The sequence below is a fragment of the Thioclava sp. NS-SX20 genome (genome assembly GCF_057380695.1).
Genome location: NZ_JBXXRY010000002.1, coordinates 359,369 through 375,507 on the forward strand (window position 1 = coordinate 359,369; position 16,139 = coordinate 375,507).

Genomic DNA, 16,139 nt, shown 5'->3' on the forward strand with positions numbered 1-16,139 from the left:
AAACTTCGTGAACCAGCGATTTGCGCAAGAAAGTGCCGCCGCGCCGATTTTTGAGCGAAAATCCACGAGCCGATATTTTTCTGCCTCATTTTGCGCGGAGAAATGCGCAATTCTGGGCAGAATCGGCAAAAATCCACCTCCCCTCAGGATTGTGGCGCGACGTCAAGTTTGCCACTCTTGGCGCACCCCTTACAGTTGAAGCTATTTACGGCCCCACATCCTGTACCATGCGCGCTGCATGGCAGGGTTTCGTCCTTAACCATTCGCTTCTCTTCTTCCCCCCTGACTGCGCGAGGCCTCCCCTATGTCTGATGCATCCCTTTCTTCCCCTATTGAAACGCTTGCCCCACCCGCCAAAGGCAGAGATGTCAAAACGGCCATCGAAGCCCCGCAGAAAACGCTCTATGCTCGGTCCGAAGCGGGAGTGACGCGCCGTGTCGGTGTCTTTGCACCGAATTACGGTCTGGAGCATGTCACCTATGGGATTGACCTGCCCGACACCAAGTTTTCGGGCGTCTATGGGGGGACGGCCCGCCGGTTGCTGAAAGGCAGCTATTGGGATTATTCGCCGTGGGTCTTCGCACCGGGCACGGATCTGGTGCATACCTTCAACCATATCCCCTGCAATGGCGACTTTGTGGTCAGCTACGAACTGGAACTGCCGCGCACTTTGGGGCAGTGGAGCGATGCGCAGCTCAAGCGTTCGCTGGATCGTCTTTCAAGCGACCGCTGCCGTGGCATCCTGCCGCTGAGCGAGGCGGCAAAGGCCTATGCCACGCGCCGTTTTGAAGACTGGGGGTATGGCCATCTGGTGGACAAGCTTAAGCTGTTCCGTGGCTGTGTGCGCACGCCCGATCCGCTGCCGGTCGCGCCGGAAAAACGTGAGGGGCCGATCAGGCTTTTGTTTATTGGCGGTGACGGGCTGCGCAAGGGGCTTTGGGCGGCGGTGACCGCGGCAGAGCGGCTGCATGCGCAAGGCATGGAGATCGAGCTGACCGTGATCGGGAAGGTGACCGAGCGGAGCTATGTCGTCGGAGGCCAGCGGATTGCAGGAGAGGAACTGTCGCGCCGTTTGGCCGACGCACCCTTCATCACGCATTATCAGACCCTTCCCAATGCGCGGATCTGGTCGCATTTGCGTCACTCCGATGCGCTCCTGTTCCCTACGGTCGATGAATCCTTGGGCTGGGTGACCATCGAGGCCGCGCTATGTGGCGTGCCGTCGATTGTTGGTGGGACGTTCGCCCAGCCCGAACTGGTCCGGCATGGCGAAACGGGGTGGATCCTGCCGATGGAGGCGGATCGCGACGGGCGCTGGATCCATCTTGCCGGTCCGCAGGCGATGGAGGCGTGGCCTGATCTTATGGAGAGTTTCGCGCAGGGGATCGTGAAGGCCGTCACCGAGATTGCACAAGATCGCGGGCGGGCCGTCGAGATGGGCAAGCGCGCCCAGAGCTATCTGCAAGCCTATACCCATCCGCAGGCCGCGGCGACGCTGGATGCGATCTATTCCCAAGCCTGCCGGTGAATCACTTTCACACGCCTAACGAATGCATCGCCCCCTCCCTTCGCGGTTGGGGCGATTTTTCTGTCTTGCGTCGCGGCGGAGTGTTTCTGGCGCGATGATCATAACTTGTGCGCCGTTAACCTTTTAATGGTGAGAAATTAACGAATGTGACGGGCGCAACCGGCCGATACTCACGTTCCCGTGATAATTTCTAATTTAAGCGAAATATTGCGTAAAAGAGATATGTCCGTGATCCGGCTTTGGGGTTATTCTGGGATCAGGATGGCGCGCGGATGCGATCCTATGTGGGCCATGCAAGGCATGGTGGGGTAAGGAACGCGAGGAATGGAGGATGTCTTGGGACGGGATGTCGCTCTGAACAAGCCGGTCGCAACATCGGCATCTGATGCGCAGGGGCTTTGCCTCGGAGGGGCTGGCACGACCAGACGCGCGAAGCTGTCCGGTTACAAGATCGGATCGGGCTGGTGGATTCTGCCTGCCGCCTTGCTTGGCTTGATGTTCTGGATCGCCCTTGGATGGGCGGTCGTTTCGCTGTTTTTCTAAAATTTGAGGACCTGCCCTCAGAGGAGTCCTCTGGGGCAGGCCCGTATGCCGGAGATTATGGCAGGCAGGCGCTTAGGCTTGCGATGCTTTTTTCTTGCGGCGTGCAACGAAGCCAGCACCTGCCAGCGCGGTTGCCAGCAGCGGCAGAGCTGCCGGAACCGGAACCGGCGTGGTCGACAGTGCAACGTCAACGGTACCCGTGATCGCGCTCAGCGAGGACACGAGCAGGGTGTAGGTGCCTGCGGCCAGGGTATAGGTGCCCGACTCATCGCCAACATTGAACGAGACGATCGAGTTGGTGAAATCGGTCGTGTCGAAGATGTTGAAGTAGGGGTCGATGACGCTGCTCGACGCGTTCACCGAAACGCTGGAAGCTTCGTCCAGCGTGAAGGTGTAGGTGAAGGGCGAGTACATGCCAACGAGGGCGCCCGATGCGGACAGGGTTGCCGCTTGGGCTGCTGCGCCTGCGCCGAACGCGATTGCGGTGGCCAGTGCTGCGGTCTTGAGAGTTTTTTTCATAAATTTCACCTTTTGTTAAGCCGGCTTCGCCAGCAGGAGGGAAAGCACGCCATGATCTACCTGAGGGAGAATCCCGATACGCGCGCAAATCATGGTAAACTAAATGTATCTCGAATTTGATAGCTTTCTGCAACGCGGCAACATTTTTTTTATTATTTGCACGATTTTGCTTTCGGCTATTCTGAATCCTGTCCATGTGCGTGGTGGTTTAATACATTTATTTATGGAACCTAGCCGCGACAACTACATGTAGTGTTTTGTGAGCATCGCATACTAAATCTATTTTCCGTGCACTGTTGCTTTTTTGTTATTTCCCTGTGCGCTTGAACACGACGGAAACAGTACGGACCAGCAGTCCCATGTCGCGCGACAAGCTCAACCCACGGAAGTATCTATTGTCATAGCCGACACGCTCGACAAAGCTGGTGGCATTGCGTCCTTCGACCTGCCAGAGGCCGGTAATGCCGGGGCGCATATTGAAATACCACTTGCCGCCTGCGTCGCGATACAGCTCTTCCTGATCGATCAGGAAGGGGCGCGGGCCGACAAAACTCATGTCGCCGGTCAGCACGTTGAAGATCTGCGGCAGTTCGTCCAGCGAGGTTGCGCGCAGGAATTTACCGATACGGGTGATGCGCGGATCGTCGATCAGCTTCTGGTTCACATGCCACTCATGCGCCTTCACGGGATCTTCCTCGCACATCTTGCGCAAGGCCGCTTCGGCATCGACAACCATGGTGCGCATTTTCCAGCAGTTGAAGACTTTCCCGTGGCGGCCGATACGCGGCTGCACGAAGAAACCGGGGCCGCCATCACGGCGGGCCAGCATCCATAGAACGCCGATAATCGGGAGGAGGACCGGCAGCATCAGGAGTGCGAAGACGATGTCGAAACACCGCTTCATACCGCGTGCATAGACACGGCGAATGCGAATCCCCTTTGAACCGGAGGATGAGTGGGTCGCAATCAACACAGATTTCATAACTTTAATCTCCAAGCTTCTGGCGCAGTTCTTGGCTAAAGCAGTTAACGTTACCGATCATGCCGCATCGCAGCGCTTCTGAGAATATACTTAACGTTTCAGCGATCAAATTTTTTCCATATTTGAGGCGAAAAACTGCCGATAAGGGCGCGAAAAGACACCGAAATTTTAGTTCACGAGTTCTCGATCACCTTTCATGAAAGGTCGAGAATTACCGCTATCAACGGGCCCTTTGCTTGTTTTTTCGACATATTTGAAAAGGCAATGCGAATCAGCCATGAGGTGAGATGATCAAGTCTCTACGCAATCTGTGGGGGTGCTGCAATTTCAACCTAAGGTAGACCCTTGGGGTGACGTCGGGTCGCCTCGGACCTTCCCCTTGGTCAGCTTCCGTGCTGTTGACGCTGCAGCGCAGCCATCACCGCCAGCCCGCTCAGGAAGCCGCCCAGATGGGTCTGCCATGCAAGCTGCCCCGACAAGGTGACATACATCACCACATTGATGCCGATCAGGAACAGGCTCGGTGGGATGAGTGCCTTCCACACCGCCGCGGCGCCGCCATTCTTGCGGGCGAGGCTGATCTGCTCGCCGACAAGAGCACCGGCAAGGCCGAACAGCGCCCCCGACGCCCCCACCATTGGCACCGGATCATGCGCCAGAAGGGCATAGACGCCCGCACCGCCCAAGGCGGACAGAAGATAGAGCACCAGAAACCGGAGTTGCCCCAAGGCATCGACCAAAGGCCGCCCGAGAGAGACAAGCGTCAGCATGTTGAAAGACAGATGCAGCACTCCGCCATGCAAAAACGCGTAGCTGACAAACATCAGCGCCCATTGACCGGGGTAATTGCCGCTCCAGCCCTGTAGGAGGCCCGGCCAGAAGGCGAAATTCTGATAGATCCAGCCACGAAAATAGCCCGAGGAGATCGATAGGATGGCTTCCGGAATCACGCAGGCCAAAACCAGCAAGACAAGCACCCGCGGTATCCTGACCCTGTTCATTTCTTATGGCCTCGTGCTGCGCAATCTCTACCAATGGTCACAACGGGGGGCCGTTGGCCCACCGTTTCGTCCTCATCCTATCCGAATAGGCGCAGAGAGGTAAAACTTGGTTAACGCGCTGACGTGACGATCAGTGCAGGAAATCCAGGTCTTTTTCCAATGTCACAAAGAGCATCTCGGAATCGGCCGTGCGGTCTGCGGTGTCTTTCGAATAGCGCTTGGAGAGGCCTGCCGAAAGCTGTGTATCGCGGGCGAGCTCGCGCGAGAGCGAGACAGAGGCGTCGATGCGGCGGCTATCGGTGCCGTTTTCCTGTTCATTGGTGCTGGCAGACAGGCCGAAATTCAGCGCCGAGACTTCGGACAGATCGTGGCTGACCTTCGCCGATATGCGGGTGACGACGACATCTTCGTTGTCATCATTGCTATAGACCCTGCGGCGCAGCAGCAGGCTGAGCTTATCGCGCGGCAATTCATGGCTCAGCGAGAGCGCGCCGATCCAGTTGGTGTCGCCCTCATCGGATGCGCTCAGGCCGACCATCGCGCTCAGGGTGCCATTTTGCAGGGCGCGTTTGCGCGAGGCGCTAAGTTCCTGACGGCGGCCCGACCCTTCGATCTGGCTCGACAGCATCACCCCGTAGGTGCCCAGACGGTCCTCGCGTTCCAGCCCGAGATTGAAAATCGCGCCATTCACCCGCTCGTCATAGGTGATCCGGTCGGTTTGCACATCGCTATAGCCGACGCCGAATTGCAGGGTGGTCACGGCATCGAGACGCTGGGTGGTCAGCACGCTGACAGAGCTTGTCTGGCGCTCGGTCTCGGTGATGTTGTCCACATTGTAGTCATCATAATGCAAGGCAAGCTGGTAACTGCTGGACGCATTGGGCGTCAGCGTCAGGCCGAGGTCGTAATAGGCGCGCTGCGAGTTCGAGTAGCTTGTCGATTGCGTATCGTAATATTGCAGGTCGGTATAGCGATAGCCGACACTATAGCTGACCGGACTGTCGATGCCGCCCTGATACCCCAGTTTCAGATCGGCCACGCCGCGCTGGCCGCGCCCGTCATAATCCAGCACCGAACCGGTTTCGTCATAGCTGACAGATTGGTCCGTGACTTCTGTCCGTGTGTAATTCAACCCGAAGCTCAGCGCATCGCGCGCGCTCTGGGTTTTGTAATCAAGGGCCAGCTTGGGCAGGAAGACGGTCTCGCCGCCATCCTCCAGACGCCATAGAAGGTCACTGCCGAAATGCAACTCAGAGCTTTGCGTGGCGCGGCTGTAATCATAGGTCAGGCCCGCATTCAGGCGGGATTCATAATCGTCATTTTCCCGACGCAAATCGAGATTGGTGCCGCTTTCGATCCCGAGACTATAGCCAAGCTGGCTGTGATTGCCCTTTATCTCTTCCGCCAGACCGGGCGTGCCGAGAAGGGCACCGGTGGCGCAGGCCAGCGCAACCCGCGCGACCTGTGCTTTGGGTCCTTTGGTGGCAAGACGCTGTCTTGCCCCGCAGGTCTTGTGCCGGAGCCTCTCGTGCATTTTCGTCATCACTCTTATTCGAACAGATGGCGTTCCGGCACCGAGATGACATCGCCATCGGTCAACAGCGTGCCGCCGGAAATGCCTTTATGGTGCTTATAGTCGAACAGGTAGATCTGTTCGGCATGGGTCTGCGGGTCCACGCGATGCAGCTCGACACGTTTGGTGGCCGCGAAGCGGGTGAAACCACCTGCCGAAGCAATGGCTTGCAGCAGGGTGATCCCTTTCTCGACCTCCAGCATGCCGGGGGAATTGACCTCGCCCATCATGTAGATCTTTGCCTTCTCGGGCATGAATTCGTCGGTGTCATAAAGCTTCTGCACCGCGACATAGACCGAAGGCGGAGCGGTGAATTCGGCGGCGAGGCGGCTGGACAGCGCGTGACGCACGGTATCGACAGAGTTGCCTGCCGCGCGCACCGTGCCCGCACCGGGGAAGGAGATCGACCCGTCGGGCAGCACTAGCACCGTGCGGTTGAGAGAGCTATCCTCGACCACTTCGATTTGCAGCGTATCGCCGGGCTTGATGACATAGGCGGCCATTGCCGTTGCTGGCAGGGCCAGCAGAACCAGCGCAAAGAAAACCGAAATGAATCTCGACATGCCTGAACCTTTTTCTTTCTTGGTGAAAACCATGGTCACGCCTGTGGTCTTGCCAAAGCCTTGAGCCGGGGGGAAGCCCTGAAAGACCAAAAATGACACGTCATGGTTGTGTTTCGTTGCGTTGCATTGGTTTCATGCGCAAAGTTTTGCCATTTGTCCGCCGGACCGGCATTTATTGCACAAGAGATTGTTGGGCCTGATCAATTTCGGATTTCAGTCCCGGATAGCCATGCGCGCCATTGGCCAGCAGGTCACTGGCGCGCTGATACTGGGCCTGCGCGGGCTGGGCTTCGCCCGCTTTCGCCAGCGCGCGGCCATAATGGTAGGCAACCGAAGGATCTTTCGGCAAGCCAGCCGCTGCGGCTTGAAGCTCGCTGACCGCGGTCTCGTTCTGGCCGCGCAGGAAGGCCAGCCAGCCATAGGTGTCGCGGAAGGCGGGCTCTTTCGAGCCGTTCAGGCGGCGTGCCACCGTCCATGCCCGATCCAGCGAGGCCTTGTCCGAACGGGTCGAGGCCAGAAGGCTGGCGAGGTTATTGGCAACGATCACATCGTTACTATTGGCGGCATAGAGTTTTTCGTAAATGGCGATCGCGGCGTCGATATCTCCGGCCTGTTCCGAGCGTCCGGCCTGAAGCATGTTCAGGGCACGGCTGTCGGGCAGGGTGGCGAGCGCGCGGGTCAGCACGGCCTGCGCGGCATCGGGCTGACGCGCCTGCATTTCGAGGCCGTAGAAGGCCTGCCAGCCGGTTTCGAAGTCGGGATGCGCCTCGGTCAGAGCGGTCATGCGTGTGCGGGCGGCATCGGTTTCGCCGCGCAGGGCCTCAAGCTGTGCCAGAAGCACTATGGCTTCGGGGGCATCGGGATAGTCCGTGACCAGTTTCTGGGCATCCCGATAGGCGACATCGGCCTGTCCCTGACGCACGCTGTTGCGGATGATTGCAATCTGCGGCCCCAAGGAGCCACCCGCATGGCTGGACAGACCTTCAAGGAAACGCCCCAGATCGTCGTCACGACCCTGACCTGTGAGCATCTGGGCCTGCAATTCGTCTGCGGCGCTCTGGGCGTTGGCATCATTGGGGAAACGTTCGCGCAGGGCCTTGATGTCCTGCTGCATCCGGCCCCAGTCTTTCATCGCCAGATGGACCTGTGCCAGCGTCGTCAGCAGCGGCTGGCTGACCGGTTTGCGGCGCAGCGCATCCACCAGCACGGTCTCTGCCGAGCCATAGCCCTGCCGCCCCGCAAGATAGCGGGCATAGCGCAGGGATTCATCGACCCCTTGGTTCGAGGTCTCGACGGCGCGGGCCAGCATGTCGGACATCAGCTCGTTGCGGCCCTCGCGCTGATAGGCTTTGGCCATCAGCGTCAGAACCTGCGCGTCATTGGGCGCATTGGCCAGCGCCGAACGCAGCGTGGCAACGGCATCATCGGTTTTGTCCTCGTCAATCAGCCACGAGCTTTTCATTTTCAGCGCGGCGACATGTTCGGGATTGTCCTTCAGGACCTGCTCGACCAGAGCGCGCGAGCCAACGGGGTTTCCGGCCGTCAGGCGCATCTGCGCAAGCTGGATGCGCAGGTTCTCGGTCTCGGGCGCGGTTTTGTCATCGCTCGAAACGCCGTCCAGAATGGATTCCATCTCGGACATGCCCTGATCGCGCTGCCCAAGGGTGAAATCGGCCCCCGCCCGCAGCGCACGGAACTGCGCCAGATTGGCCTCGATATCATGGGGCAGCGGTTTTTCGTCCAGCATCTGGGTCAGCGCGTCCCGCATCGCCTCCGTGCTGCGCAGTTGCGCGAGGAAACGCAGATAGACCATCCGCGTCTGCGGCTTGTCGGAGCTGGGATCGATCCGGCCTTTCAGCCATGCTTCGGCCTCGTCGCTGCGATTCGCCTGCAGGTAGAATTGCACCAGCACCCGATCCAGCGTTTCATCTTCTGGCCAAAGCGTAATCATTTTGCGGATTTCTGCCTCAATAGCGGGCTTGTCATCCTGACGCGTCAGCACCAGCAGACGCATATTATGCAGGTCACGGTCGTCGGGCACCTGCTGCAACCCTTCGTCAATGGTGCTCAGGGCCGAGGTCAGATCGGCAAGGCGCAGATCTTCTGTCACAACGACGCGACGGGCTTGCAGGTTTTTGGAGTCGGCCTTCAGCAGGGCGCGCGCCTGTTTGGCGGCGGCTTCCATCCCGTCCGTATCTCCCGAAAGATTGGCCTTGCGATAGGCCGTTGTGGCGGCCAGCGCCTGTAGATCCGCATCATCAGGGGCCAGCGCAAGAGCGGCATTGCCGTAGCGTTCCGCATCATCGAAGGCGTGCATATCCAGAGCGAGCAATGCCAGAGAGCGAATCGCTTCCAGATTTTTGGGGTCCTGTTCGGAGATTTTCCGGTACTGCGCAAAGGCTTGTGATGACTGACCATTCTGTTCGAGAATTTGCGCTAATAGCAGCCGGGCCGCGACCAGACTCTCGTCCTTGGAAAGCGCGTTACGTAATTCTACCTGAGCGCGCGCCGTATCGCCCTCATCCAGCAACTGCTGCGCGTGGGCCAGATGCTTGGCCGCCTGTTCAGATGCAGAATCGCAACCGGCCAGAAAAGCTGCAGTTACAAAGGCGAGAAGGACACGTTTCAAGGTGATCAATCCATTTTTATCCAAATTTGGGCTCACCATGCCTCATTGCTTTGCGCGAGACAACACGCCATTCACCCGCGTATATCACAACTGGTAAATTCCCGCTAATCGCGAGATTTTTTGCGGAAACGCATTGAACTACCCGGAAGCTGACGGTTTATTCTTGTGGAGTTCGACTTTGCCGGAGTTTTCGCTAGATAGGGAAAGCCGAACGGTTAACTAAAAAACAATAAGCACGGAGCCATAGGTGTTGTTGATAAATCGGGACCACATTCATGGCTGAAGTGGTGCTTTACACAGATTATTTCGGCCTTTCCGAACGTCCTTTTACCTTGGTCCCTGACCCGTCGCTGATCTACTGGTCAGTGCAGCACAAGCGGGCATACTCGGTTTTGCAATACGGCCTGCTGTCGCGCGCGCCTGTCACCTTGGTGTCAGGCGAGATCGGTGCTGGCAAGACGACTTTGGTCCAAGCCGTTTTGCGGGAAATGGATGCCGACCTGACCATCGGTCTCATTTCGAACGCCCAAGGCGGACGGGGCGAGTTGCTGCGCTGGATCCTGAATGCTTTCGGCGTGGATACCGATGACCTTCCCAACGAATATGTGGCGCTGTTCCAGCGCTTTCAAGATTTCCTGCTGGAGCAATATACCACAGGACGCCGTGTCGTTTTGATCATCGACGAGGCGCAGAACCTTTCGGCGGAAGGGCTCGAAGAAGTCCGCATGCTGACCAATATCAATTCCAACAAGGACGAGCTGATCCAGCTTGTGCTGGTTGGACAGCCCGAGCTGCGCGATATCATCCGCGGCCCCAATATGAGACAGTTGGCCCAGCGGATTTCGGCAAGTTATCACCTTGATAGGCTGGACCGCGACGGCGTAGGCGCGTATATCGCCCATAGGTTGCGCGCCGTGGGGGGGACGGGGCAGGAATTTGCTCCGGACGCCTGTGACATGATCTATGACCACACCGCTGGCATCCCCCGCCTTGTGAACCAACTATGTGATTTTTCAATGCTTTACGCTTGGAACGACGAAGAAAAGCAGATTACCGCACCCACGGTTGCCGCAGTCTTGGCTGATGGCGTCTTCTTTGGCGATACAGAAATGGAACCCGCACCATGAATGCCGATATCCGATTTTACTTGGCGATTTTCATGCGGCGTTTGCCGCTGTTTTTGCTTGTCTTTGTTCTGATCGCGTCCAGCGGCATTTTTGCAGCTCTTACCCTCCCTCCGGTATATCGCGCGCAGATGCAGATCGTGGTCGAAGGGTCGCAGATCCCCGACAAGCTGGCGCAATCGACGGTCAACACCCCCGCCGAAGAGCAACTGCAGTTGTTTGAAAGCCGTTTGATGACGCGCTCGAACCTGCTGGAGATCGCCCGCAAGTATAACGTTCTGCCGGATCAGGCGACCCTGAACCCCGACCAGATCGTGCAGGGAATGCGGGCTGCAACCGATGTCGAAAGTTCGAGCGGGCGCAATTCGGCCACGACGATGGTTGTCACCTTCGATAACCATAACCCGCAGGTCGCGGCGAAGGTGGTCAATGACTATCTGACCTTCATTCTCAACGAAGACGCCCGCAACCGGACGGAGACGGCGAACCAGACGCAGGAATTCTTCGAAAACGAAGTGTCCCGTCTGGCAACCGAAATGAACCAGCAAAGCGCGCGTATTCTGAAGTTCAAGACAGAGCATGCCGATGCGCTGCCCGAGAACCAGAGCTATTTCCGCACCCAGCAGCGCGACTACCAGCGCCGTCTGGACCAGATTTCCAGCGACGCTGCCGCACTTGAAAAACAAAAAAGCAGCCTGCGCCAGATCTACGAGACCACCGGTCGGATCGATAGCCGCCAGTCCAATCTGCCCCCCGAGCAGAAGCGTTTGCTGGACCTCAAGGCCCAGCTTGCCGAGCTGGAAGCGGTCTACGCCCCCGATAGCGCGCGTGTGACGGTGATCAAAAACCGGATCACGCAGCTTGAGAAAACCATCAGCGGCAACCAGAGCGATGACAGCCAGACGGCGAAAGACCCGTCGGAGGCGGTGTTCGACCTGCAGATTGCCGATCTTGACCGCCAGCTTGACCAGCTCAAAGACGAACAGTCGCAATACACCGCGCAACTGGCCGAGGTGGAGGATGCCCTGTCGAAGATCCCTGCGAACGCGATCGCCCTAGAGGCCCTGCAGCGCGATTACGATAACGCTCAGTCGCAATATAATGGCGCGGTGCAGCGTCTGGCGACCGCCTCCACCGGCGAGCGGATCGAAAGCCTGTCGCGCGGCCAGCGTGTCAGTGTGATCGAGCAACCCGCCGTGCCGACCGAGCCGATCAAACCTTCGCGCAAGAAAATCGCTGTGCTGGGGATTGCCGGTGGCATCATGGCCGGTCTGGGCTTGATTGTCCTGATCGAGATGCTTTCGACCACGGTGAAACGTTCGAGCGATCTGATCAACGGTCTCGGGATCACGCCCTTGGCCACGATCCCCTATATGCGCACGCAAGGGGAGGTGCAGCGTAACCGCAAACGCCTGCTGACGATTTCGTTGATCGTCTGTCTGGGTATTCCTTTCGCGCTGCTGATGATCCACACTTTCTACATGCCCTTCGAGGTGATCGCCCAGAAGATCGCTGCGAAAGTCGGCCTTTATATCTGAACGGGGACTTGTGACGATGGAAAAGCTTCAACAGGCTCTCGAAAAGGCGCGGGCGAACCGCGCGACAGGGCTCGCGGCCGACGGGCGCGCGCGTCCGAACATGACCGCCGCGCCCACAGCCGAAGCGCATTCGGCACCGTGGCTGGCCTTGCCTGAAATGCGTCTGGACGGAAAGTTGCTCAAGACCAACCGTCTGCTGCTTTCGGGCAATACCGCGGAAAGTGCGCATTTCGATCTGTTGCGCACGCGGTTGCGCGAGGAGATACGTCGCCACGAGGCACGGCGGATCGCCATTGTCTCGGCGGGGCCGAATGCGGGCAAAAGCACGGTGATCAGCAATCTGGCGCTGTCTTTCGGGCGGCTGCCTTTTTTGCGCACGATGCTGTTCGATTTCGATCTGCGTCACCCCACGCTGGCGCGGATCTTCGGCCAGTCGCCCAAATCGAATATGGGCGCGGTCATCAATAGCGAGGTCGCCTTTGCCGATCATATGATGCGCTACGGGAACAATCTGGCGGTGGGGATGAATAACGCGCCGGTGCCCTCGTCTGCGGAATTGCTGCAAAGCGACGGGATCGAGGATTTCCTCAATGCCGTGCAGGACGCCTATACGCCGGATCTGATGCTCTTCGATCTGCCGCCGCTTCTGGTGGCCGATGATGCCTACGGGTTCCTGCGTCATGTCGATGGGGTGATCATGGTCATCGAGGCCGAAGTCACCTCGAAAAGCCAGATTGACGCGCTCGAGCAGAAGCTCTCCGACCAGACGCGTCTGCTGGGGGTGGTGCTGAACAAATGCAACTTCCCCGACGAGAATGATCCGACCGGTTATAATTACGGGTATAACTGATCAGACAGGGCAGGCGGTCTCCGGATAGCCTGCCCGAATTCTTTGCACGCTAGCAATTTTCTGCCATGCGGCATCGAGCCCCCTTTCCCATGATGACGTAATCGGTGACTGTGCAACCTGAGCTTGCTTTGTGTTAGCTCAATTCGCCTTTTATCCTTCGTCATTCAGGGACCTCATGTCGTGTATTTAAAAGAAATCCAGGGTTTCCGCGTGGTCGCGGCCCTGCTGGTTGCCATCTACCATATCTGGTTTCACCGCGTGTCCGGTGGGGTGGATGCGTTCTTCGTAATCGCAGGGTTTTTCCTGTTTCAGGGCTTTCTCAAGCGGGACGATCTGCACTTTGGCGATGTCACCAAATACTGGCGCCGCACCTTGGGGCGGATCGTGCCCAGTGCCTCGGCGGTCGTGCTGGGGACATCCCTTCTGTTCAGCGGTTTCGGGACGCGCATCCTGTCCGAAGAGCGCATCGACAGCGCGATTGCGGGCATTCTGTTCTATGAAAACATGTGGCTGTCGAACCACGGGGTGAATTACCTCTCGATGGGGCAGACGCCATCCCCCTTCCAGCAGCTCTGGGCACTGTCGGTGCAGTTCCAGCTGTATTTCATGCTGCCGCCGCTGGTCTATCTGGTCTTCCGGCTGTGCCGCAACCGCACCAATGCGCGCCGCGCCATGACGCAGGTCTTTCTGGGGCTGCTCGCGCTGGCCTTTGCCTATGCGCTTTACAAGACCTATCGCTACCAGCCGAGCGCCTATTTCAACACCTTTGCCCGCCTGTGGGAATTTCTGGCCGGCGGCCTGCTGGCACTTGTCCTGCCGCGCATCGTTGTGGGCCGTGCGGTGGCCAAAGGGCTGGGCTATGCCAGCCTGATAACGCTTGTCGGATTTGCCGCCGTGATCCCTGTGGCGGACTCCTTCCCCGGTTGGGCCGCGCTCATTCCCGTGCTGGCCACATCGGCGATTATCGTCGCCGCCCGTAACAACGCCGGTATGGTGGTGCTGAACAACCGCGCCATGCAATGGCTCGGTAACCTGTCCTTTACCTTCTATCTCTGGCACTGGCCGATCTATCTGTTCATCTGGGATCGCACCGGCACCCCGAACGTGTCCGTCGGGGTGGGGATGGCCATTCTGCTGGTGGCCTTTGTGCTGGCCTTCGTGACCTATCACTTCCTTGAAACACCGTTCCGGAACCTGCGACTGGTCAAGAAGCGGCTGGCCACGGCCGTGACCGTTTGCGCGCTGGCGCTGGTGCCGACGCTGGGGTTCTCATGGGGGTGGAAACACCATGTTGATGAACGTCAGGTCGCCTCGCTTGAAGATATCGAGAAGGCGGTAACCGGCGAGAAGGTGGCGCAACTGACCCCTGATCTGCGCCTGATCAAGGATGACATCCCCTCAAGTTACAAGGATGGCTGCTATCAGCGCAATTTCCGTGCCTCGGATGTGGTCAGCTGTAATTACGGCAACCCGTCGGGCAGCTACCGGATTGCGCTTGTGGGGGGGAGCCACGCCCTGCAATGGCTGCCTGCGCTACAGGAGATTGCCCGTAAGGACCCGCGTATCAAGATTATCAATCTGGTGAAAAGCGGCTGCACATTCACCCTGTCACTGGACGGGATGGAGATCGATTCCGACCGTGCGGCCTGTCTGGACTGGAACCGTCAGGCGGTGGAAAAGCTGAAGGCGCTGGACCCCGATATGGTGGTCACCAATGCCACGCGGATCCAGCGCGATGGCGAAACGATTCCGCAGGGCTATCGTATGGCGTGGGATGCGTTGCCCCATACGCCGGTGATCGCCATCCGCGACAATCCGCGTGCCAGCTTCGACATCGCAGCCTGTATCGACCGTAATGGCGAGGACGATCCCGCCTGCGATGCGATGCGCCCGACGCTTGCGCGCGATGCGTTGCAGCCGGAAAACCTGCCCGATCATGTGGAAGCTGTCGATTTTTCGGGGTTCTTCTGCGAGGAGGGGCGGTGCCCTGCGGTGCGTGACAAGATCATGCTTTACCGCGATTCAAACCATATTACGGCAACCGCCTCGCGTTTGATGGCCCAGCCGCTTTATGACCGGATCAAGCTGCACCTCGACTGACCCCGGAGGGACAGACAAGGTGCAGGACTTTGGGAACCGGTCGGGGCATTACGCGCCGACCGGTTCTCCTTTCGGGGCGCGGCGGGTGATCTTGTGGCGGAAACGCGCCGAGGGGACCTCGACGAAGTGATAGACCACTGCCGCATAAACCAGCGACCCGATCAGGGTGAGCCCGCCGGAAATGAGGTGCGCATGGGCGCCGGTGATCTGCTGGTTGAACAGGTTGATCAGCACGAAATGCACCAGATAGATCGAATAGGACCAGACCCCGATCTTGCGCAGCACCGGCCAGTTCAGCGGGCGGAACAGGGCCATATCGGGCGTGGTGACCGCGTAGTAGAAAACCGGCATCAGCGCGAGGCTCTGCAACGAATAGCGCAGCGTGCCACGGAAGGCCGCATCGCGCAGCACGAGGCTGACCAGCAGCACCCCGAGCGCCCCGACCAGAAGCGCTCCGCGCCATTTCGTCGACACGTTCTCGCGCGGCAGGTAGCCACACCACATCATCAATGCCAGCACACAGCCATAGAGCAGGCTGTCAAGACGTGCATCGCTGAGATAGTAAAGCGCGTTTTCGCTGCTGCCCAGGACGTAAAACCGGATGCCGCGCCAGACCAGAAAGCCGATCAGCGCCAGAGTCAGGCTGCGGAAGCCGATGATATTTCTAGCGAAAAGGATAAAGATGAAGGGCCAGAGCATGTAGAAATGCTCCTCGACCGCCAGCGACCACAAGACGCCGAGGCCGGGGATCGACTGCGAGTTGCCATAGATCTGGTAGTAATTCGACAGGAAGAAAATCTGGCTGAGCAGGGTCGGTATATCGATCTTGGCCACCAGTGCACCGGCCAGCACCAGCACGATGGCCAGCCCCATCGCGCAGGCCAGTGGCGGCATCAGGCGCAGCACGCGGCGCAGGTAGAAGACCCGCAGGGAAATGCTGCCATAGCGGTCATATTCGCGGCAGAGCAGCGAGGTGATCAGAAAGCCCGAAATGAAGAAAAAGACCGTCACCCCGAAGCCGCCGGGGACGATATGGCCCAGACCGGCATGGCTCAGGAAGACGATGGCAATAGAGATAGCCCGCAGGCCATCCAGAGACGGAATATACGCGGGATTAGATTTCATGGGCGTCGCTTCCGGTCATGGTGAAGATCTCGTTTTGAAAGGGGAGGAGGAGGCACAAGGCGAA

The 16,139-nt window shown here is 58.6% G+C and carries 13 protein-coding genes; 6 read left to right on the plus strand and 7 right to left on the minus strand.

Translation table 11 applies throughout. The features are described 5' to 3' along the window. Nucleotides 1–304 precede the first annotated feature (304 nt). Together AC2ISB_RS15295 and AC2ISB_RS15300 are read left to right on the plus strand one after the other, a co-directional pair. Nucleotides 305–1,528, plus strand: a complete 1,224-nt coding sequence (locus AC2ISB_RS15295; protein ID WP_486576900.1) for a glycosyltransferase family 4 protein — start codon at nucleotides 305–307, stop codon at nucleotides 1,526–1,528. A gap of 324 nt (nucleotides 1,529–1,852) precedes the next feature. Further along, nucleotides 1,853–2,071, plus strand: coding sequence for a hypothetical protein (locus tag AC2ISB_RS15300; protein WP_339110018.1), 219 nt, complete (start codon nucleotides 1,853–1,855; stop codon nucleotides 2,069–2,071). A gap of 72 nt (nucleotides 2,072–2,143) precedes the next feature. Here the strand turns inward: AC2ISB_RS15300 and AC2ISB_RS15305 are convergent, their stop codons facing one another. From AC2ISB_RS15305 to AC2ISB_RS15330, 6 genes are all read right to left on the minus strand, one after another. Continuing rightward, nucleotides 2,144–2,590, minus strand: coding sequence for a VPLPA-CTERM sorting domain-containing protein (locus tag AC2ISB_RS15305; protein WP_339110019.1), 447 nt, complete (start codon nucleotides 2,588–2,590; stop codon nucleotides 2,144–2,146). A gap of 307 nt (nucleotides 2,591–2,897) precedes the next feature. Continuing rightward, complete coding sequence (locus tag AC2ISB_RS15310; RefSeq protein ID WP_330629543.1) at nucleotides 2,898–3,494, minus strand: sugar transferase; 597 nt, start codon at nucleotides 3,492–3,494, stop codon at nucleotides 2,898–2,900. A gap of 461 nt (nucleotides 3,495–3,955) precedes the next feature. Beyond that, nucleotides 3,956–4,549, minus strand: coding sequence for a rhomboid family intramembrane serine protease (locus tag AC2ISB_RS15315; protein ID WP_486576901.1), 594 nt, complete (start codon nucleotides 4,547–4,549; stop codon nucleotides 3,956–3,958). 154 nt (nucleotides 4,550–4,703) lie between these two features. Beyond that, entirely contained in the window at nucleotides 4,704–6,116 is a 1,413-nt protein-coding gene (locus AC2ISB_RS15320; protein WP_486576902.1) for a porin family protein, read from the minus strand. A 5-nt stretch (nucleotides 6,117–6,121) separates the two neighbouring features. Continuing rightward, nucleotides 6,122–6,709: a polysaccharide biosynthesis/export family protein gene (locus AC2ISB_RS15325; RefSeq protein ID WP_330629547.1), complete on the minus strand. Its 588-nt coding sequence runs from the start codon at nucleotides 6,707–6,709 to the stop codon at nucleotides 6,122–6,124. Nucleotides 6,710–6,881: 172 nt separating this feature from the next. Beyond that, the gene (locus tag AC2ISB_RS15330; RefSeq protein WP_486576903.1) at nucleotides 6,882–9,338 is read right to left on the minus strand and encodes a tetratricopeptide repeat protein; all 2,457 of its coding nucleotides are present in this window, start codon (nucleotides 9,336–9,338) and stop codon (nucleotides 6,882–6,884) included. Nucleotides 9,339–9,613: 275 nt separating this feature from the next. Here AC2ISB_RS15330 and AC2ISB_RS15335 point away from each other — a divergent pair, with 275 nt between their 5' ends. From AC2ISB_RS15335 to AC2ISB_RS15350, 4 genes are all read left to right on the plus strand, one after another. Further along, nucleotides 9,614–10,465 (plus strand): ExeA family protein, encoded by an 852-nt coding sequence (locus tag AC2ISB_RS15335; protein ID WP_330629549.1) that lies wholly within the window; start codon nucleotides 9,614–9,616, stop codon nucleotides 10,463–10,465. Then, nucleotides 10,462–12,000 carry a GumC family protein gene (locus AC2ISB_RS15340; RefSeq protein ID WP_330629550.1) on the plus strand — a complete coding sequence of 513 codons (1,539 nt, stop codon included), beginning with the start codon at nucleotides 10,462–10,464 and terminating at the stop codon, nucleotides 11,998–12,000. The genes AC2ISB_RS15335 and AC2ISB_RS15340 overlap by 4 nt, the downstream gene beginning before the upstream one ends. A gap of 16 nt (nucleotides 12,001–12,016) precedes the next feature. Further along, nucleotides 12,017–12,850: a tyrosine-protein kinase family protein gene (locus AC2ISB_RS15345; protein WP_330629551.1), complete on the plus strand. Its 834-nt coding sequence runs from the start codon at nucleotides 12,017–12,019 to the stop codon at nucleotides 12,848–12,850. Nucleotides 12,851–13,030: 180 nt separating this feature from the next. After that, the gene (locus tag AC2ISB_RS15350; RefSeq protein ID WP_486576904.1) at nucleotides 13,031–14,950 is read left to right on the plus strand and encodes an acyltransferase family protein; all 1,920 of its coding nucleotides are present in this window, start codon (nucleotides 13,031–13,033) and stop codon (nucleotides 14,948–14,950) included. Nucleotides 14,951–14,998: 48 nt separating this feature from the next. Here AC2ISB_RS15350 and AC2ISB_RS15355 read toward each other — a convergent pair whose 3' ends face one another. Beyond that, nucleotides 14,999–16,075, minus strand: a complete 1,077-nt coding sequence (locus AC2ISB_RS15355) for an acyltransferase family protein (RefSeq protein WP_486576905.1) — start codon at nucleotides 16,073–16,075, stop codon at nucleotides 14,999–15,001. Nucleotides 16,076–16,139 lie beyond the last annotated feature (64 nt).